Here is a 21,173-nt window from a genome sequence, read left to right as displayed (position 1 = left end):
CTATGAAGTTTTCAACAAGCTTGGTATTTCAGTTAACTTTTGAATCGGTTTATACAGTGGGTTTGTCATATCAATATCATACTGATCTGCTTGCCATGTATCTTTAACAACGTGAATTCCTAATATATTATTAGCAAGTGCTGGATAAATATCGCTCTTTAAAGAGTTTCCTATCATCGCATAATGTTGCTTATTATGTTTCATCATTACTTCTTGTAGAGTAGCTGGTGTTTTATAAGGATACACATGAATTTCATCCATGAATTCAGCTACACCTGATTGTATTACCCGCTTTTTCTGTACCTCTTCTTCTCCTGCTGTTAATACAGCCATCGAAAAACCAGCCTCTTTTAAATTACTAATTACTTCTATTGATTCAGGCACATTCTCATATCTACGAACATATATATCTCTTACTGCATTAGAGATATCTTTTAACAAAGAAGGATGCGGAACTAATCCATGATTTTTGAAATATGTATGCGTTGTTTCTAACCAGCTATTTAAATAGCGTGAGCGAATAAAACCAAATTCAGAAACCATCTTTAAATCTAGTACTCTTTGCATTTTCAAAAGGTCTTGCTTCGCACGACCATCACCATGTACTTCTTTAGATAAAAGTTCTGCACAGTAATTATTTGTTTTTTCGAATTCTGGATTTGTAATTATAATTGTATCGTCCAAATCCCAAAGTAGCATCGGTTGATCCATTACTCTTTAAACTCCTTACTGTAAATAAATTAAGTCCAATTCCTCAATTAAATTCCAATGTCTTAGGCTCTAAAATAAGTAAACTTATCATTATATTTTATGACAAAACTTTCTTTTAGACAATTGTTGGTTTTTCACTTTATCTTTCGATTACTTTCTTTCATAATAAAAATGTATCAGAAAGGAGGACATAAAATGAATCGAATAGCTAAACAAGTTATTAAAAATTATAAATTCACTCTTGCCATATGGTTAGTTATTTCCATCGGATTAGCTTTTTTCGCCATTAACCTACCATCTAAACTTAAAGGTGACGGGTTTGAAATGAAAGGAGAATTTAATCAAGTACAAGAAGAACTATCGTCAACATTTGATTTCCCAAAAAATACACTCTTTGTAGTCTTCGAGAAAGAAAAACAGCAAACGCAACAAGAATTTGAAAAACACATTGCCTCTGTAACGAATAAAATTGAAAAACTCGATATTACAACAAGCATTCAGTCACCACTTACATATAAAGAACAAAGTAAGCAAAATATTGCTTATACCATACTAAATTTCGATAAAGACGAAGACAGTATGGCACCTTATGTTGAGAAAGTTCGTAAAGTTACAGATCAATACGATCAAACGATGTTAACAGGTAGCTCTGTTTTTAGTGAGGACATGAACACCGCTAGTCAGCATGATTTAATGAGAGCCGAAATGATTGGACTTCCGGTTGCCTTAATCGTGTTACTTGCAGCATTTAGTAGTATAGTAGCAGCAATTGTTCCTATTATCGTCGGAGCGTTAACAGTTATTGCTTCTCTAGGGATTCTTACACTTCTTGGAGACCATCTAAATTTATCCGTATTCCTGCTCAATGTTGTGCCTATGATTGGTCTTGCTCTAAGCATTGATTTCGCCTTATTATTTATCAATCGTTATAAGGAAGAAATTAAAAATAACGATATTAAGCAAGCAGTCATAACAACTATTCGTACCGCTGGTAAATCCATTATTTTCTCAGCCATTTGTGTATTTATCGGATTAGCTGCGATGTTAATTATTGAAATTGATATCTTTAAAACGGTTGCTATTGGCGGAATGGTTGTAGTAGCAGTTGCCGTTATTTCTTCGATGACATTACTTCCATCAATATTATTGCTATTAGGCAAACATTTAGATAAAGGAATTGTGTTCAAAACGAAGAAAGATAGCAGCAAAAAATGGCGTGCATTTGCTGAAGCTGTTATGAAAAGACCAATTATTATTAGCATTGTAGCCATTTTAATCTTAATAGCTGGTATCATTCCTGTAAAAGATATCGTTCTTTCTATACCTGATGAGAATTCATTACCAACATCCTATGAATCTCGTGATGCATTTTCCATCATGAACGATAAATTTCACTTAAAAGACAATGCAACAGTCTATATAATAGCTAAACGTGATGGCTCATGGACGAGCGAAGAAGGTTTGCAAGATTTAGAGAAAATCACACACGACCTTGAAAAAGAAAGGCTTGTTGAATCAACTAACTCTCTTTTCAGTATTGCAAAAGTAACCGATAGTAAACAATTATATGGAATGTTACAACAACCTCAAGGTAAAGCAGCTTTACAGCCTGCTATCGAACAATTAATTAGTGATGACCAATTGCTAATCCCTGTTACACTGAAGGCTAAAGCAACTTCAACTGAAGCACAAGATTGGGTTCGAAAATGGAGTACTAAGAAATATGATATTCCTCTTCTTGTAGGTGGAGAAGCTAAATTTAATCAAGAAATTTTTGATGAAATATTTGATAAGGTTTGGATTGGCATTGCCATTGTCTTAATAAGTACCTATTTCATTCTCTTATTCGCTTTCCGTTCTGTCATTATTCCTTTGAAAGCGATTATTATGAATGTTGTAGGGCTCACATCGACATTTGGAATTTTGGTCTGGATATTCCAAGAAGGACATTTTGGACTTGATCCATCTAATATAGCATTAATTATTCCTGTTTTCGTATTCAGCATTGTATTTGGATTAAGTATGGACTATGAAGTTTTCTTAATCTCACGCATACACGAAGCCTATCATGAAACTGGTAATAATGATGAAGCAACTATCGTTGGTTTATCATCGACTAGTAAAATTATTACGTCAGCCGCTCTCATTATGATTGTATTAACGGGCGCCTTCGCATTTACAGGTGTTGTTCCTGTTAAACAAATCGGGATTGGAATAGCACTAGCCATCTTCATCGATGCAACAATCATCCGTTTATTACTAGTACCATCACTCATGAAATTACTAGGCGAATGGAACTGGTGGATGCCTTTTGCAAAACGTAAGAAAGTTAATAAGAAAGCTTAATTAAGAAAAACTAGCTAGGAAAGCCAACCACCCTAGCTAGTTTTTTTATTTAGATTACACATCAACGGTTAGCCACTATCTGCCTGAATCCATAACTTTTCTAATCTTTTCATAATGATTTTTTTCATAATCATCTCCACCTCTCATTTTTTTGACTAATTTTCATTACATAAACGGTCCAAACTTACTAATCTTCGTAGCGTTTTCCTCAAAGATTTTCTTAATTCTTTCTTGATGAAGTGCCTCTTCAGCAGTTATCTTTTTACGTTTAAAAGTAACTGTAAAAAAGATTAAATTTATCGTCATTCCCTTTCACCTCCCTTCAAATTTTCACAACAAAAAAGCCGCAAGGAATTACATTCCTGCGACTGCTGCTATGTTGCATATAAATAATTGTCTAATCAGTCGACAACTATTTCTATTTAAGCATAACAAAGCCGTAGGAAAGAACATTCTCCTACGGCTAAATTGTATTAATAAAAAAGATTTAACAACTTTTCATTAACAAATTTGTATACCAATTAGGTCGAATGTAGAAGTATGAAATTTTACGTCTAATAAACAATTAAATTTCAACATATTCCTCGACCTCCTTAAATCAAATTTGTTCTATAAGTTAGTATAGCCAAAATGAAACATTTTGTAAATCATTTTATTTGACTTTTCATAATTTTTTATATAAAAGCTCCTATGAGAAGAATTATAGCTTAACACTCCAATAAAACACACAGCAAAATTTGTGCTGTATATACTTCAATTAACGTACCTCCATTAATAAATTTTGGCTAACAATTTATGTTCAGTTCACATTCTCATAAACGTATACATTCAAACAGAGCAGCAATCAAAGTTCATAATCAGTTCATAACTTTGGAGTATGATCCTGATATGAAATGAGATATGAAAATGTAACATTAAAAACTCTTTCTATTTTCTTAAAACAGCAAGAATTATCCAATGTAAGTTAATTGTTAGAGCAATCCAAAGATGGAGGAATTACTATGAATACTGTAAACAAAAGGGGAACAACCCCAAACAATGGGGATTGGGCCATTGAAGCAAATGAACTCGTCAAAAATTTTGGCAATAATCGTGCGGTTGACAATGTGAATTTGAACGTACGCGCCGGTACAATCTACGGTGTACTTGGCCCGAATGGAGCTGGTAAAACCACCACTATCAGAATGTTGGCAACATTACTCCGACCGGATGCAGGATCAGCACGTATCTTTGGGCACGATGTAGTGAAGGAGGCCCAGATTGTACGTCAATTGATTGGAGTAACAGGGCAATATGCTTCAGTTGATGAGTCTCTTAGTGCTACTGAGAATTTAGTTATCTTCTCTCGTCTGCTTGGGCTAGGGAGAGCTGAAGCGCGGCGTAAAGCTGAAGAGTTGCTAGAAGAATTTAGTTTAACGGAAGCTGCCAAACGTCCATTGAAAAACTTCTCTGGTGGTATGCGTCGCCGTCTAGATTTGGCAGCAAGTCTTATTGCACAACCACCACTAATTTTCTTAGATGAACCAACTACTGGTCTAGATCCACGAACTCGTAATCAAATGTGGGACACAATTCGACGACTAGTAAAGACAGGTTCAACTGTAATGTTAACAACCCAGTACCTTCAAGAAGCAGATGAATTGGCCGACCGCATCGCAGTTATTGACCGTGGTCAAGTTGTCGCGGAGGGTACCGTGAATGAATTAAAAGCATCCGTTGGTACTTCTTCATTGCAATTAAGCATTCAAAATTCAAAGGACATACAAGTTGCCCGTCAAATCGTGGAACGTATGCTTCAAGTTCAGTCGAATGTTTCTGCGGAAGGAGGAAAAATTACTGCTCCGATGAAGGAGGCTGATCGAGCTACAGACCTTCTCATTGCTCTCCGCGAGGCTGGAATACAATTAGCCGAGTTAAGTGTACAGAAGCCAACTTTAGACGAAGTATTTTTAACTATTACTGGTCAAGAGGTGAAGGAGAACGAAGCAAAGGCATCGACTGAATCCCACAAAACAGAGGAGATAAGAGGATGAAAAGTACTTCTATTAAACAAGTAGACGAACGTCAACTAAAAAACAAAACAAGCTTTAGCCAATCGATACAAAATTCGTTAACGATGGCCTACCGAGGCTTGCTAAAAGTTCGACGTACACCTGAGCAATTATTCGATGTCACGCTTCAGCCTATTATCTTTACACTAATGTTCACCTATATTTTTGGCGGGGCTATTTCAGGAAACGTCCAAAGCTATTTACCAGTAATTATCCCAGGCATCCTCGTGCAGACTGTTATCACAACTTCAATAGTTACCGGCGTCCAACTTCGTGAGGATATGGATAAAGGCGTGTTTGACCGATTCAAATCATTGCCAATCGCGCGTATTGCTCCATTAGCAGGTGCTTTATTGGCAGACACCATTCGGTATACTATTGCGACTGTGCTTACTTTCACCATGGGTTATATCATGGGCTACCGTCCTGAAGGCGGTCTAGGTCACGTTGTCATCGCTGCGCTTCTTGTAATTGTTTGTTCCTGGTCAATCAGCTGGATTTTTGCTTTCTTTGGAGTAATTGCACGTACAGCTTCAAGCGTACAGGGAATTTCAATGATTGTGCTATTCCCACTCACTTTCCTTTCCAATGCTTTTGTACCCGCTGAAACAATGCCGGACTGGCTACAATGGTTTGTAAAGGTTAACCCAATCTCCCATCTCGTTACTGCTGTCAGAGATCTTGCTAACTCTGGTACCGTCGGTTGGGATTTAACGTTCTCTCTCATTGGAGCAGCCATCATCGTTGCCATTTTTGCACCAATTACGGTACGTGCATATATGCGTCGTACTTAAATAAAGAAAGGCTCCGCTACAATAAGAAATTAATTTATACGCAAAACTTTGAATAGAAAAGAGGCTATTCCATCTGGAATATCCTCTTTTCTGCTTCACTTTAGCGACGGTCACTTGTATATGTCCAACCATCTTCTTGATAGATTTTATCTTCCTTCATTAACTTTCCTAAAGCACGTTTGAAAGCCGCTTTACTTAAGTTGAACGTCTCCATGATATCCTCTGGAGTGCTCTTATCACTAAAAGGCATTGCTCCACCACGCATACCTAAGTATTCTAGGATAATATCACTATCTTCTTGCATTTTATCTAACGCAAAAGGTAAAAGTGATACATTTAGTGAGCCGTCTTCTTTTTGATCAACAACGCGACCTTCTACGTATTGACCTAAACGTGGCTCTTTGCTTCTTTCCTTTTCGTGAATAAAACAACGATAACCTTCATCAGTAATTAAATAACTACCAACTTTTTTCGTTTTGTAAATGTACCCTTTAACAATTTTATTGTACATTTTCTCAGGTGCTGGCTTGCAAAGATCTTCTTGAATAATGTCTTCCGTTGCTAATGAACCGAACAAACGACCTGTTTTATCGTTGTATAAGCACATATACAAACGATCACCAGCTTTTGGCCATAGTTTAGCATGTAAAGGCATTTCATCAACAGACACTAGCACATCTTTTGTTACGCCAATATTTACAAACACACCTAGATTACGACGAGAGCCTACAACTTCTCCCCAGCCGAACTTATCTAAAGTGATTTCAGGAATCGTCATAGATGCTGTCAATCTTCCCTGCTTGTCATGAAACAAGAAAAAATCTAATGTTTGTCCAACTTGAATTTCTCCGGTTACTTCTTTATTAGGTAAAAGAACATCGTCTTCTTTTTTCTCACTCGTACCATTAGTTAAAAAATAGCCAAAATCAGTTTTGCGGTCAACTTTTAAAGTTACAATTTCACCTGCAAATAAATTATTCATATAGTAGTAATCCTCCTTCTACTTTTAAACATAGTAGACACTGCATTTAACTGTATCATTTTTGCATACATAAGTATAGTTCAACAATATGTATTATATTATTTTTCTAAAAAAACTATCAACTCAACATTATTAACAATTAAGGCTCACATTAAAGTATAATAATTGTATATATTCTAAATAATCATTTTTCGTCTAAGGTGGAATAACTATTATGGAAATTAAACTTGCTAAACGGATGGAATCTTTTTCATCATCAATATTCAGTGAGCTTGCACAACACAAATCTAAATTGCTTGCAGAAGGAAAAACAATTATTGATTTAAGCATCGGGAGCCCTGATTTACCACCACCTGATTTTGTTAAAGAAACAATCCATTCATTATCAATGAATAATAATCAATACGGATACTCATTGGCTGGTACGAAGGAATTTCACAATGCGGTAGGTTCCTATTATAAGAAAAACTATCAAGTTGATTTAAATCCTGAAACAGAAGTACTTCAACTCATGGGCTCACAAGATGGATTAGTTCATTTACCAATGGTTCTCGCTAATCCTGGCGATATTATCTTAGTCCCTGATCCTGGGTATACCGCTTATGCAACAGGAATTGCTATGGCGGGTGCAACACCTTACTTCATGCCATTAAAAAAAGAGAATAAATTTATGCCTGATTTTGCAAATATTCCAGAAGAAATCGCACATAAAGCAACTTTAATGATATTAAATTTCCCTGGAAATCCTATACCAGCTATGGCAACAAAAGAGATGTTTCAAGCTGCTATCCATTTTGCTAAGACCTATAACATAATAATCCTACATGATTTCGCATATTCTGAACTATATTATAGCGATGATAAACCGATTAGCTTTTTATCTCTTCCAGGTAGTAAAGAAGTCGGCATTGAAATGAATTCTCTATCCAAAAGCTATAATATGGCTGGATGTCGTATCGCATACGCTACAGGTAATGCTAATATTATCGCTGCACTTCAGCAGCTAAAGTCTAATTTAGATTACGGTATATTCTTCCCTATTCAAAGTGCGGCAACACTAGCATTACAACAAGGCTCTGAATTTAATGAACGAACTCGCTCCATATATAAAAACAGACGTGACTGTTTAATTGCTGGCTTAAATGAGATTGGGTGGAATATTGAAGCCCCACAAGCTGGAATGTTCGTATGGGCTGAATTACCAAAAGGCTGGACATCAAAGCACTTCGCCTTTGAATTAATGAATCGTGCAGGTGTTGCTGTTACACCTGGAATTGCATTTGGTCCATCTGGAGAAGGTTATGTGCGTATTGCCCTTGTTCAAAATGAAGAAACTTTGCAGCAAGCAATTCACACTATTTCTAAGAGTGGTATGATATCATCTAAATAAAGAGTAAAAAGTCGTCTTATTATTTCCATAACAAGACGACTTTTACTCTTTTTCTTTCCTGTATTAAAAAACTTATTATTCACACAATTCCCTCTCGTTTTAAACACCATAATTAAAGCTCATATTATCAATTTTCCAATCATCCTTTTGCTTTACTACATATACATTTATCTTTTGATTTCTTTCATCTGTATATTGATCAAAAGTAAGACAAACTTGATCTGAATAGTTCCACTTGGCTTTTTCCAAATATAATCTTAAATATTCTTTCCTGTTAATTTTAATGTCCCTATTATTTGGTAATGAAAGGACGTTACTAGTTAACTTAATTCGCTCAGTGATTTTTTTTCTCGCTTCATCTATATCTCCTATATTGATACTATAAAAAAACTCACTAACTAACTTCTGAATTTCTAGCTCAGATTGGCTTCTTTCATTTTTCTCTTCTATTTCTTTCTCTAATTCTGCAACTTTATCTTTCAATCGAAGATTTTCATTAATTACTTCCATCTCATCCCTTACACTGGAGTTAGTACGATTGCTACATGAACATAATATTAAAATGGATAATAACACCAAAACACTACATGCTGTTTTTTTCATCGCTCTCCCCCTATAACTTGTAAATTTCAACCACTTTTCACAACTAATTAAATGAATAAAAATACCAAAATTCAAATTCTTAAATATATTATTCGGTAATGACATTAATTTTATCAACACTCGTATAAACAAAGGTTTTTTACCCTTTTTCATAATTATACAAACATGCACTTTTCAATGAATATTTGTATCTGTTATATAATCTATTCAAACTTAAAGAAATAACAAATTACTATAAAAACACAAAAAAAGACTTTAGAAAATCTAAAGTCTTTTTTGTGTCGTCTTAGTTTGTCACTGAAATAATACTGGAGTAGTGAGAAATTTTGAATGTATTATTAGTTTACGTATTAATGCATTCATAAACAAGACAGATTCCGTTATTGTAATTGTATATACAAACATAATTGAATAAAACTTCACAAACAATAGCATCTGTGAAAAAAGTGAAAAACAATAATAAAAATTCTAACTCTTTAATACTTTCATCTACGACTAGATACTTAAAGTTTACTAAGTTCATTTTTATTCATTTTTTCATTTCACTTCTATCAACATAGACTTTTTCATCAAATTGTGTTTTATATTCTACTTCGAGCTTTACAGCACATTTACCACAATAATACCCATCTAGTTCATAGTCATGATAAATAATTTCACCAGTAAAAAACGGTCTAGATTCACACGCATCTCCTTCACAAACTGTGTCATATCCATATACCTTTATCATAACCCCACCTCCCATACTTACAAATTGTTAATTGACGTAAGCATAAAGGCTCATTCTCTCGAAAATCTCTCAATTTAATTAGCTACTAATTACTTAGTACATAAAATCACATAAAAATATTCACATTACTACATACAACATTAGCTAATACTAATAAGTAGATTGTTGATTGCATGAACAGGAAAAAGTGTGAATGGAAGAATTTTTTAAATTTAACCTTACTGTATTGAAGAAGCATTGTAACTGCTTTATAATTAACATTTGATGCTATTGTTTAAAAAACGATGAAAATCACCGGTTTTAAGAACTTATTCTAGAACAATAAGTCAACAAAGCCTTGATATTATAAAGAAACTTTGGAGGTATGCTCGTAAATGATTACTGTTACTAATGTTAGTTTACGATACGGAGACCGTAAATTATTTGAAGATGTAAATATAAAATTCACTCCTGGAAACTGTTATGGTTTAATCGGAGCAAACGGCGCTGGGAAATCAACATTCCTAAAAATTCTTTCTGGTGAAATTGAAGCACAAACTGGTGATGTTTCAATGGGACCAAACGAAAGACTTGCTGTCTTAAAACAAAATCACTTCGAATATGAAGAATTTGAAGCAATGAAAGTAGTTATTATGGGACATCAACGTCTTTATGAAGTAATGCAAGAGAAAGATGCAATCTATATGAAAGAAGATTTCTCTGATGAAGATGGTATGCGTGCAGCGGAACTTGAAGGTGAATTCGCTGACTTGAACGGTTGGGAAGCTGAATCAGAAGCAGCAATCCTACTTAAAGGTCTTGGAATCACTGAAGACTTACACGATAAGAAAATGAGCGAACTTACTGGTGCAGAGAAAGTTAAAGTACTTCTTGCTCAAGCACTATTTGGTAAACCAGATGTTCTTCTACTAGATGAGCCTACCAACCATTTAGACTTACAAGCAATTAAATGGTTAGAAGAATTCTTAATCAATTTCGAGAACACTGTAATTGTCGTATCCCATGACCGTCACTTCTTAAACAAAGTATGTACACACATCGCTGACTTAGACTTTAGTAAGATTAAAATCTATGTTGGTAACTACGATTTCTGGTATGAATCAAGCCAATTAGCACTTAAGTTAACATCTGATGCTAACAAGAAAAAAGAAGAAAAAATTAAAGAACTTCAAGCGTTTATTGCTCGATTTAGTGCAAATGCTTCTAAATCAAAGCAAGCAACTTCTCGTAAGAAATTACTTGATAAAATTTCTTTAGATGACATTCAACCTTCATCACGTCGTTATCCATATGTTAACTTCACACAAGAGCGTGAAGTTGGAAATGACTTATTACGTGTTGAGAATCTTTCAAAGAGTATTGAAGGCGAACAACTTCTTAACAACATTAATTTCATCATGAACAAAGGTGATAAAATCGCCATCGTTGGACGTAACGAATTAGCGAAAACAACGTTATTCAAAATTCTTGCTGGTGAAATGGAAGCTGATGGTGGTAGCTATAAATGGGGTATCACTACTTCTCAAGCTTACTTCCCTAACGACAACTCTGAGTACTTCGAAGGCTGTGACTTAACACTTGTTGATTGGTTACGTCAATTCTCACCTCAAGATGACAGTGAAAGCTTCTTACGTGGATTCTTAGGACGTATGTTATTCTCTGGTGAAGAAGTATTAAAGAAAGCTAGCGTTCTTTCTGGAGGAGAAAAAGTTCGTTGTATGCTATCGAAAATGATGCTTAGCGGTGCAAACGTATTGTTATTAGATGAGCCTACGAACCACTTAGACCTTGAGTCCATTACAGCACTAAATAATGGTTTAACGTCTTATAAAGGTTCAATGATCTTCGCTTCTCATGACCATCAGTTCGTTCAAACAGTAGCGAACCGCATTATTGAAATTACGCCAAAAGGTGTAGTTGACAAAATGATGACTTACGATGAGTTCTTAGAAGACAAAGATTTACAAGCACAAATCGAAGAAATGTATAAATAATAAAAAAATGAGGCGCCCAAAAAGTGATTTTCAATCACTTTTTGGGCGCCTTTTGTAGCATTCGGAATCGTGTTCATTTCAATTTCATTTCAATTTCATTTTTACTTAGTAGACTAAAAAAAGCTGATTTTTAGCGCTTTTGATCGAGATAAAATGCAAATAACTCCTTAAAAATCAACGAATTTCAATATCAATAAATACATTTAACAAATAGAACTTATCGGACAGGCTCATATTTTTTGTATATAGCACTATCTTAAGTGGCAAAATATAGCTAAAAACGAGAACGGAGTGTAATCAATGATGAATCATCCGATTTTAGATGAATTTGCTTATAAATTATATGTCACAGGTCTTCTCAATGATGAAAATGTACATATTGTGGAGGCATTTCTTGAACAACTTGATTTCTCAGATCATGATAATTTCACTTTTGATATCTTCCGCTCCCAGTTTTTACTATTCAAAGCTGCTTATATAAACAATGAACTTCCATTCTAGATTTATTAGTAATAATAAAAAGCAGATGCAACAAAATCTCGGCGCATTGAAGAAGCTTCTAACTAAGTAAAATCCCTCATCTTTTTGAGTGAACATCAAAAAATGAGGGATTTTATTAGTTAATTCTTCATTACTCCTCCTCTAATTTCACAAAGGATGTCTCCGCCAAATGTTTCAGAAAATGAATACAGTTATTGACAGAATTATGAACCATCGCTCTATCCGCAAATTTAAAAATGAAAAATTAAGTGAAGAACAGATACATACAATTATTCAAGCAGCTCAAATGGCATCCTCTTCTCGGTTTATGCAAAATTATTCTATCATTGGTGTTTCTGATCCACAAATAAAGAAGCGTCTTCATCAATTAACTGGTAAAGAATCCGTAGAAGTAAATGGACATTTCCTCATTTTCTGTGCGGATTTACATCGTATTACATTAATGGCTACAGAAGAAGAAAAACAAAAAATGAGGATTATGTTAGAGAGTACACAATTTTTTCAAATCGCTACGATTGATGCAGCATTGGCCGCTCAAAACGCCGCACTTTCAGCTGAATCTATGGGACTTGAAATTGTATACATTGGCGCTATTTCAAATCATTTAGAAGAAATCGATAAAATGTTACAATTACCTGATTATGTCGTCCCTCTATTTGGCATGTGCATCGGGGTGCCTACGGTTAAACCTGAGCAAAAACCCCGCTTACCTCTGAAATCAGTTTATTTCGAAAATCACTACAATCAAAACGCAGGTGAACAACGTCAACTAATTCAAGCATACGACGAACAAATGTATCATTATTATGGAACACGAACGAAAAATAATAGTTCACATACATGGTCACAAAAAAATATCACGTTATTTCAAGGTAAATCACCACTTGAAAATATTTCTTCGTACGTCCAAAACAAAAAGTTAAATCGATATTAATCAATTTAATGCTACATAAAATTAAAAAGGACCCTATCCACAAGGAATAGGGCCAAAAGGAGATGATGATTTATATATAAAGGAGAATTAAACCCCTTTATAAGTGTTTTTATAAATTTCTACCAACTCAGAAACTAGAGGTAGCTTTGGATTTGCAGTTGTACATTGATCTTCGAATGCTTTATCTGCAAGGTAGTCTACTTTGCTATCAAACTCAGCTTTAGATACGCCGAAGTCAGCGATGCTCATTGTTACATTCATTTCTTTAGCAAGTTTGATAATAGCTTGTACTAGGCTTTCAACGCCTTCTTCAGTAGTGCGGCAAGGTAATCCTAGCATTTTTGAGATTTCTGCATAACGCTTATCAGCAATAAAGTGCTCATATTTAGGGAATGCAGTGAATTTCTTTGGTTTTGTCGCATTGTAACGGATTACGTGTGGCATTAACATTGCATTTGCTCTACCGTGTGGGATGTGGAATTCAGCACCCATTTTGTGAGCAAGACTGTGGTTAATACCTAAGAACGCGTTCGCAAATGCCATACCGGCAATTGTAGATGCATTATGCATTTTTTCACGAGCTAGTTCGTTACTACCGTCACGGTAAGCTGTTGGTAAGTACTTGAATACTAATTCGATAGCTTTCAAGCATAGACCATCTGTATAATCATTCGCCATGTTAGAAACATAAGCTTCAATAGCGTGAGTTAATACATCTAATCCAGTATCAGCAGTTACTGATGGTGGAACAGTCATTACAAATTGAGGGTCAATGATTGCCACATCTGGTGTTAATTCGTAATCTGCTAATGGATATTTAACATTGTTTTCTTTATCAGTGATTACTGCGAAGCTAGTTACTTCTGAACCAGTACCTGATGTTGTTGGAATCGCAACAAATTGTGCACGATGTCCAAGGTTTGGATACTTAAATACACGCTTACGAATATCTAAGAATTTTTGTTTTAAGCCATGGAAAGGTACTTCTGGGTGCTCATAGAATAACCACATTCCTTTAGCAGCATCCATTGCAGATCCTCCGCCAAGAGTGATGATTACATCCGGCTCGAATGATCTCATCATTTCTGCACCTTTCATAACTGTTTCGATTGATGGATCCGGCTCTACATCAGAGAAAATTTCACAGTGTACATAGTCTGGACGTTTTCTTAAGTAGTAAAGGATTTTATCTACATATCCAAGCTTAACCATACCTTCATCTGTTACGATAAATGCTTTTGAGATTTTAGGCATTTTCGCTAAGTATTGGATAGAGTTCTTTTCGAAATAAATTTTTGGTGGAACTTTGAACCATTGCATATTCACATTTCTCATCGCCATTTTCTTAATATTTAACATGTGTACTGTTGATACGTTTTGGCTTACAGAGTTGTTTCCGTAAGATCCACAGCCTAGTGTTAATGAAGGCATATATGAATTGTAAATGTCACCGATTGCACCTTGAGATGATGGAGCATTTACGATAATACGGCAAGCTTTCATACGTAAACCATACTTTTCAATAACTTCTTGATCCTCAGAATGGATAACTGCTGAGTGACCAAGTCCACCGAATTCTAACATTTCTTCAGCAAGACGAATTCCGTCTTCAGTGCTTTGTGATTTAAAGCATGCTAATACTGGAGATAATTTCTCTCTAGAAAGTGGCTCTTGTGGTCCTACTGATTTACATTCAGCGATTAAGATTTTTGTATCTTCTGGAACCTTTACGCCAGCCATTTTTGCAATAACGTACGCTGGTTTACCAACGATGTCTGCGTTTACTGCACAAGTATTTTCATTGATTACTAACTTCTCAACTTTTTTCTTCTCATCCGCAGTTAGGAAGTGGCAACCGTAATAAATTAATTGGTCTTTTGCTTCTTGATAAATTTCTTTATCGATGATTACTGCTTGTTCAGAAGCACAAATCATACCATTATCAAATGTTTTAGAAAGAATTAAGTCATTGACAGAACGCTTAACGTTAGCTGTTTTCTCAAAGTAGCATGGTACGTTACCAGGTCCTACACCTAGAGCTGGTTTACCAGTGCTATATGCTGACTTAACCATTCCAGCACCACCAGTAGCTAATACTAATGAAACATCTTGGTGATTCATTAATAATTTAGTTGCTTCAATCGATGGTTTTTCAATCCACTGAATGCAGTTTTCAGGAGCTCCTGCTTTTACTGCTGCATCACGTAGAATGCGAGCTGCTTCTGCACTACATTTTTGCGCTGATGGATGGAAAGCAAAAATGATTGGGTTTCTTGTTTTAATTGAAATGATTGCTTTGAACATTGTTGTTGATGTTGGGTTTGTTACAGGAGTTACCCCAGCAATTACACCGATTGGTTCAGCAATTTCATATACATTTTCATATTTATTTTCATTAATAATTCCAACTGTTTTATCATATTTAACATTGTGATAAATATATTCAGTTGCGAAAATATTTTTTGTGATTTTATCTTCATAAACGCCTCGACCTGTTTCTTCAACAGCCATTTTAGCTAGTTCCATATGCTTATCTAATCCTGCTAAAGCCATTTCTCTAACGATGTTATCAACTGTTTTTTGGTCAAGATCCATAAATTCTTTAAGGGCTTTTTTTCCTTTTGCTGCTAGCTCATCGATCATTACTTGTACTGTATTTTCTTCTTTCACTACTTCTACTTTTGTATCTTTTACTGCTACTGTCATTTTGGCGTTTCCTCCTAAATCTACATTAAGCATATATAATCACAAAAAGTTTGTGAAATATTGAGCATATTTATTTTTTAAATTAACTAGCTTACTTTTGGCTAGTTTTCTATTTTTTGATTATCCACAAATAGGATTACGTGGTATTTTTGTAATAGAAACATCACTTATGATTCGTGCGTTCTCTTTTACAATACAAACATAATTTGTTGTCCAAATAATTGATGGAAAGTCTTTATTCTTTTCAAACTGCATCGCTTGAAAATCATCACCAATCATTTCTTCGAATTCTTCTTGAGAATATGTTTTTAAATCTGTACTAAATGGTTTCCATTCGCAAACCATCATGGATCATCACTCCTCTTTACTAGTACGTTTTCTCTTTATCTGTTTGTTTTACTCTTTCTACGTTTTTTATTATATACATGATTTATGTGCAAAAGTTTGTGAAATAATGAACAAACTATGTCATTTTTAAATTATTTATAAAATGATGAGTATTCTAAGTGTATACGAAACTATGAAAAAAGGAAAAAACGTTGATATACAGCGCTTTCCCCCCTGTAGTTTAAACTTCTTCTTCAACAATAACTTTTTTTGTTTCACTTTTTTCTTCTGATGGCCGCATTGCTAATAACACAACCATCAATACAATTAGTGCACTTCCTACCGCTTGATATACTCCAAAGGAAGTATTTAGCCAAACAATAGAAAGAATAATAGCAGATAAAGGCTCAGTACATCCTAATAAACTAGATTCCTTTGGAGTGATATATCTCATACTATCCATAAATAAAAAGAATGGTAGAATCGCTCCAAATATAATGACAAATGCGATTTGTAAAATCACTTTCACATTCCAATCAGCAGTTGATACATCAAATGGAGATTGAAATAAACACATGAAAAGACCACCAATTAACATACCAAATCCAACCACAATAATAGATGGTAAATGTCGTACCATGAAGCCAGAATGTATTGTATAGAATGCTAAAGTAAGTGCCGATGCAATCCCCCAGATAAATGCCTTTGGCGTAATCGTAATGGATTGAAGTGAGCCATTTGTTAATAATAAAAACGTCCCTACTAAGGCCATTATAATAGCACTTATTTCTAAAAGAGATGGTTTTATCTTTAAAACAATTAAAAAATATAAAGTAATGAAAACAGGAGCCATATATTGCAATAGCGTAGCAACTGCCGCATTACTCGTATCAATTGTCATAAAAAAAGTATATTGCGCCCCCAACATTCCGATTATTCCGAAAATTACAACTTGAACTAAGTAAAACTTATGTTTAAATACGGCGATAATATGTACCCTTCCACTTCCTAGGCTTGCGAAAAACAATATAAGTATCCCAGATATAACTAAGCGAATAGTAACAAGCCACTCTGCTGACATTCCATAATTCGAGAATAGATTTTGTGTAATTGCTGCTGATACTGCCCAAAGTATAGATGCAATTACAACCATTCCATAACCTTTCAATTTATCCAAATTCCCCCACCCTTTGCTAACTTCTCTTGAAGTGTAAAATAGTTGACAACCATGACCTTTGTAAAATAAAATTCTTATATGTTAACTTATATCGTTAAATAGTTTACTTAATTGAAAGGAGCTCTCATGAAAAAAGATCAATTAAAATTTCTAATCGTCACCGCATTATTCGCCGCAATTATTGGTTTATTAGCACAAATTACGATCCCCTTGCCGTTAATTCCTATTACCGGCCAAACATTTGCAATCGGTTTAGCTTCTACCATTCTAGGTGCTAGATATGGAACATTATCTGTTCTTCTATATATATTTTTAGGTATTGCGGGCGTACCAGTCTTCTCTGCTATGACAAGCGGCCTTGGAATTGTATTAGGACCAACAGGAGGTTATATCGTTGGCTTTATTCCTGCAGCATTTATTATTGGATTGTATATTGAGAAAACAAAACTAAACTTCATGAATGCCATGATTGCAAACACATTAGGAATGATTATTACCTTGCTATTCGGCACTGCATGGTTGAAATTCTCTGGCGATTTATCATGGACGACAGCTTTCATATCAGGTACATTACCATTTCTCATCGTCGGATTAATTAAAGCCGCTTTAGCTTCTTATTTAGGAGTTATTGTGAGAAATCGTTTAATGAGCGCTAGATTATTGCCACATTATAGCACGAAAATGTAAAAATAAGTAGTTAGAGAGATTTTTTTCTTGTTAATATTGAAAACATTTAAATTAAGTGTTACAAGAAATAGAGCCCAAGCATATCAGCTTCGGCTCTATTTCCTTGCTTTGACATTTTCCTCCTTAGCTGAACCATCCTCAAGATAGTTCAATTCCTGCTGGTCAGGTAACGAATTGATTACTCTATTCGGCAGGGTGTGAGCCAGTCGCTTCAGGACAAATGAACAAACTCCCGCCGCTAGCCATGCATATAAAAGACTGAATATCGCTACTAGCAATAAGAGACGGAAATGAAAAGATGTTCCAACTCCTGGTCCTAACACAGGAAAGCGGAAAATAAAAAGAATCGTTATAATTCCTATAAATAAGGCAGCGCCCGCCAAGAAAACAACCCAAAATCTTGTTTTCGACCTATAAAAGGAACCTCCGATTACCAATCCTAAAATACCCGTTGTAAAGGAAAAAGTCAGTAGTTCGCTAGGCTGGATTAGCAATAAAAGAAGGATTGTAACAAAATAGGAAAGTATTCCGTGTCTAACGGATACAAACGCAGATAAAAAAATGGGTAAAGTCGTCATGGCACTAACAAAATAACCGATGCCAGGCGCATATCCCCCTGCTGACTGACATATGGCTGCAAATGAACTTAATATAGCGGAAAGTACTAGTTTTGTGGTGGGTGACAATTCCATAAGATTGTGATTGATTCGAAAGAAAGGGTGTTGCCAATACTGTAAGGCTTTACTTTTTATTCTCTTCATGAATCCACCTCCAATGAATAGTAAATTAACCTTATACTATTCATTGTTTTATGTAAAAATCACTGTATCTTCATCCAACTTAATAATAGATGACTGAATGATGACTGAATGATTCCTCCGATGGTAATACGGATAATTATCAACTCCTTTTTAGATTCTTTCAATCCTAATTTGGTATTAACAAAATAGTTCTAATCATATTCTTAATAAAAGAAAACTAAGAGGAGTGTAATGTTTATTGAACAAAGTTAAAGTTCGTTTACAACCCATTGTAGGCAATATAAACTTACCGACTGTTTTAAAAACAACGATACTTCCTGGCGACTCAAAAGAAACATTATTTATCGCAACCCAAGTAGGAGAGATTTTTTATATAAGAAATAGAGTTATACGAACTTTTTTAGATATTAGCTCGCGAATCATAAAATTAGGTACTTCTGAACCAGGTGTTTCTAGAGGTGGTTATGATGAACGGGGATTATTAGGGCTAGCATTTCATCCTAAATTTTATAATAACGGTCTGTTTTATCTTCATTATTCAGTAGCTGGAACAAAAGGTCCAGGTGCTCTTACCAAACCTTTTTCACCTAACCCGTGTGATCCAAAAACTTTACATTTAAGGTGGAAAAATAGAGAAACTCAATATGATCATATAGATACCATAGAAGAATGGATTTTACAATCGAATGGTCAACCTCAGCAACGCCGGACATTACTAAACTTAAAAAGACCATTTTTTAATCATAATGGTGTCAACAGCTTAAATTTTTCACCTGAAACTGGAAAACTCGTATTAACTACTGGGGATGGCGGTTCAGGAAATGATCCATTCAATTTGAGTCAGAATGATATGGAAATCGCCGGAAAAATAATTGAAATTGATGTAGTGCAGAATACATTTATCCAGAATCCCCCCGTAGTTACTCGATTTCATGAACTTCCCATGCCTATTCAAGAGACTCTTACGGTAATTGCCAAAGGGGTCCGGAATATACCGGGCATTTCATATCAAAGATTTTACAATCAATATATCAAATATGTGGGAAATGTCGGACAAAATTTGGTAGAGTCCATCTTTTCATTTATTCAGAATAAACCCATACCAGTTACAGACCTTGTTCAAGCTTATTTAATGAAATCTGAAGTTAACGATGAAGGATTTATTAATTTTGGCTGGCGAGCGTGGGAAGGTGTTTTCCCTACTCCAGTAATAAAAGACTGCTCTGGAAATCCAACTTTGGATGAGAAAACAATTGCTTATTACGATGAAGCAGTAAAATGTTCCATAAAACGGCTTCAACCAATGACGTGTTATTATCATAAAGATTCACGACCAGATAAATTTAGAGGAACTGCCCTTACAGGAGTGCAAGCCTATATAGGGAATAGCATCCCCTCTTTAACAGGAAGTGTTGTATTTACCGACCTTGCTCAGAAAGTAGAATCACAATCTCCTACTAGAGGTGTCTTAGCTTATACAACGATAAGACCCGATTGCAAACTAAATGATTTTAGTATGATTCAAACCGATTATGATTTTGGGTCTCAATCAGCTTATTATGTAAGTTTGGGAACAAATTTGGATCAAACCACACTATATCTGGGGGTCTATGGCTCTATGAAGGTTACTGATTATAACCAAGGTACCGTTTTTGAAATTATTCCATAATCCCAAACTATAACTGTAATACTTTCGTTTCACTACTACAGAAAAAACCTAAATAAAAAACAGTGTGATTTCCTTCTGAAAAGCCACACTGTTTTTTAAATTACATCTTTTATATACTAATCGGTGTTACATAATAAAGAACGGCAAAAAAGTGTGCTGCAGACCCAGCTAGAACAAATAAATGCCATACTGCGTGATGGAACAAAAAACCTCTCCACACATAGAAGACAGCACCTACTGTGTATAAAATTCCTCCAGCAACTAATAATTGTATACCTGCCGCTGGGAGCGTTTCTACTAATGGATTCCAAGCAATAACAATCAACCAGCCCATCACTACATATAAAACCGTTGAAATAACCATAAATTTCTTTACAAAGAACGATTTAAAAACCACTCCACCAATCGCAATAGCCCAAACAATACTAAGTAATGTCCACCCTAATGCACCATTAAGAACAACCAACATAAATGGTGTATACGTACCAGCAATGAATAAATAAATCGCCGAATGATCAAATATCTCGAATATATCCTTCACTTTACCTTCTGGAAAACTATGTACAAGCGTCGAAGATACGTACAACAGAATCATAGTAGCACCATAAATGGAGAAGGATGTTACATGCCAAGCTGTTCCATACTTAGCCGCATAAATAACTAAAAATACAAGGGCCGCAATACTTAACAATACACCTATACCATGTGTAATTGCATTAACAATCTCTTCTTTCTTCGTGTATACATGAGTATCTTTCATACTGTAGCTCCTTTACAAATAATAATTATAATACTCATTATACAACACAT

19 protein-coding genes are annotated in these 21,173 nt (G+C 34.9%); 9 read left to right on the top strand and 10 right to left on the bottom strand.

Annotated features, from left to right (window positions below; all coding sequences use genetic code 11):
• Positions 1-711, bottom strand: a complete 711-nt coding sequence (locus TX86_RS05125) for an HAD family hydrolase (RefSeq protein ID WP_042346868.1) — start codon at positions 709-711, stop codon at positions 1-3.
• 195 nt (positions 712-906) lie between these two features.
• Between TX86_RS05125 and TX86_RS05120 the strand changes: the two genes are divergently transcribed.
• Complete coding sequence (locus TX86_RS05120) at positions 907-3,057, top strand: MMPL family transporter (protein WP_042346865.1); 2,151 nt, start codon at positions 907-909, stop codon at positions 3,055-3,057.
• Between the two features lie 165 nt (positions 3,058-3,222).
• Here TX86_RS05120 and TX86_RS26135 read toward each other — a convergent pair whose 3' ends face one another.
• Positions 3,223-3,363: a YrzI family small protein gene (locus TX86_RS26135; RefSeq protein WP_081707563.1), complete on the bottom strand. Its 141-nt coding sequence runs from the start codon at positions 3,361-3,363 to the stop codon at positions 3,223-3,225.
• A 695-nt stretch (positions 3,364-4,058) separates the two neighbouring features.
• Here TX86_RS26135 and TX86_RS05115 point away from each other — a divergent pair.
• Positions 4,059-5,090 (top strand): ATP-binding cassette domain-containing protein, encoded by a 1,032-nt coding sequence (locus TX86_RS05115; RefSeq protein WP_042346862.1) that lies wholly within the window; start codon positions 4,059-4,061, stop codon positions 5,088-5,090.
• Positions 5,087-5,902 (top strand): ABC transporter permease, encoded by an 816-nt coding sequence (locus tag TX86_RS05110; protein ID WP_042346859.1) that lies wholly within the window; start codon positions 5,087-5,089, stop codon positions 5,900-5,902. The genes TX86_RS05115 and TX86_RS05110 overlap by 4 nt, the downstream gene beginning before the upstream one ends.
• A 100-nt stretch (positions 5,903-6,002) precedes the next feature.
• Here TX86_RS05110 and TX86_RS05105 read toward each other — a convergent pair whose 3' ends face one another.
• Complete coding sequence (locus TX86_RS05105; protein WP_042346855.1) at positions 6,003-6,884, bottom strand: CvfB family protein; 882 nt, start codon at positions 6,882-6,884, stop codon at positions 6,003-6,005.
• 214 nt (positions 6,885-7,098) lie between these two features.
• Here TX86_RS05105 and TX86_RS05100 point away from each other — a divergent pair, with 214 nt between their 5' ends.
• Entirely contained in the window at positions 7,099-8,274 is a 1,176-nt protein-coding gene (locus TX86_RS05100) for an LL-diaminopimelate aminotransferase (protein ID WP_042346853.1), read from the top strand.
• A gap of 99 nt (positions 8,275-8,373) precedes the next feature.
• On the opposite strand, the gene TX86_RS05095 is transcribed toward TX86_RS05100, so the two are convergent.
• The gene (locus tag TX86_RS05095; protein ID WP_042346851.1) at positions 8,374-8,877 is read right to left on the bottom strand and encodes a hypothetical protein; all 504 of its coding nucleotides are present in this window, start codon (positions 8,875-8,877) and stop codon (positions 8,374-8,376) included.
• A gap of 529 nt (positions 8,878-9,406) precedes the next feature.
• On the bottom strand, positions 9,407-9,607 hold the full coding sequence (locus tag TX86_RS05090; protein ID WP_042346849.1) for a hypothetical protein: 201 nt from the start codon (positions 9,605-9,607) through the stop codon (positions 9,407-9,409).
• A 374-nt stretch (positions 9,608-9,981) separates the two neighbouring features.
• On the opposite strand from TX86_RS05090, the gene TX86_RS05085 reads away from it, so the two are divergent.
• The 3 genes from TX86_RS05085 to nfsA all read left to right on the top strand — a co-directional run bounded on the left by TX86_RS05085 (position 9,982) and on the right by nfsA (position 13,036).
• Entirely contained in the window at positions 9,982-11,601 is a 1,620-nt protein-coding gene (locus tag TX86_RS05085) for an ABC-F family ATP-binding cassette domain-containing protein (RefSeq protein WP_042346847.1), read from the top strand.
• Positions 11,602-11,901: 300 nt separating this feature from the next.
• Positions 11,902-12,102, top strand: a complete 201-nt coding sequence (locus TX86_RS05080) for a hypothetical protein (protein ID WP_042346845.1) — start codon at positions 11,902-11,904, stop codon at positions 12,100-12,102.
• Positions 12,103-12,271: 169 nt separating this feature from the next.
• Positions 12,272-13,036, top strand: coding sequence for an oxygen-insensitive NADPH nitroreductase (gene nfsA, locus TX86_RS05075; protein WP_052343539.1), 765 nt, complete (start codon positions 12,272-12,274; stop codon positions 13,034-13,036).
• Between the two features lie 87 nt (positions 13,037-13,123).
• On the opposite strand, the gene adhE is transcribed toward nfsA, so the two are convergent.
• From adhE to TX86_RS05060, 3 genes are all read right to left on the bottom strand, one after another.
• A complete protein-coding gene (adhE, locus tag TX86_RS05070; protein ID WP_042346843.1) occupies positions 13,124-15,742 on the bottom strand; it encodes a bifunctional acetaldehyde-CoA/alcohol dehydrogenase in 2,619 nt (872 codons plus the stop codon).
• Positions 15,743-15,862: 120 nt separating this feature from the next.
• Entirely contained in the window at positions 15,863-16,090 is a 228-nt protein-coding gene (locus TX86_RS05065; protein ID WP_042346840.1) for a hypothetical protein, read from the bottom strand.
• A 220-nt stretch (positions 16,091-16,310) separates the two neighbouring features.
• A complete protein-coding gene (locus TX86_RS05060; RefSeq protein ID WP_052343538.1) occupies positions 16,311-17,246 on the bottom strand; it encodes a DMT family transporter in 936 nt (311 codons plus the stop codon).
• A 126-nt stretch (positions 17,247-17,372) separates the two neighbouring features.
• Here TX86_RS05060 and TX86_RS05055 point away from each other — a divergent pair, with 126 nt between their 5' ends.
• Positions 17,373-17,933, top strand: coding sequence for a biotin transporter BioY (locus TX86_RS05055; RefSeq protein WP_042346837.1), 561 nt, complete (start codon positions 17,373-17,375; stop codon positions 17,931-17,933).
• 95 nt (positions 17,934-18,028) lie between these two features.
• On the opposite strand, the gene TX86_RS05050 is transcribed toward TX86_RS05055, so the two are convergent.
• Positions 18,029-18,694 (bottom strand): YybS family protein, encoded by a 666-nt coding sequence (locus tag TX86_RS05050; protein ID WP_154663051.1) that lies wholly within the window; start codon positions 18,692-18,694, stop codon positions 18,029-18,031.
• 238 nt (positions 18,695-18,932) lie between these two features.
• Here TX86_RS05050 and TX86_RS05045 point away from each other — a divergent pair, with 238 nt between their 5' ends.
• The gene (locus TX86_RS05045) at positions 18,933-20,363 is read left to right on the top strand and encodes a PQQ-dependent sugar dehydrogenase (protein WP_042346835.1); all 1,431 of its coding nucleotides are present in this window, start codon (positions 18,933-18,935) and stop codon (positions 20,361-20,363) included.
• Between the two features lie 109 nt (positions 20,364-20,472).
• Here the strand turns inward: TX86_RS05045 and trhA are convergent, their stop codons facing one another.
• Positions 20,473-21,123 (bottom strand): PAQR family membrane homeostasis protein TrhA, encoded by a 651-nt coding sequence (gene trhA, locus TX86_RS05040; protein ID WP_042346833.1) that lies wholly within the window; start codon positions 21,121-21,123, stop codon positions 20,473-20,475.
• Between the last annotated feature and the right edge of the window lie 50 nt (positions 21,124-21,173).

The sequence above is a fragment of the Bacillus massiliigorillae genome (assembly GCF_000380245.2).
GTDB classification, from domain to species: domain Bacteria; phylum Bacillota; class Bacilli; order Bacillales; family DSM-1321; genus Bacillus_AD; species Bacillus_AD massiliigorillae.
Note: the sequence above shows the minus strand (reverse complement) of the source record. Positions and strands in the feature narration are given on the sequence as shown.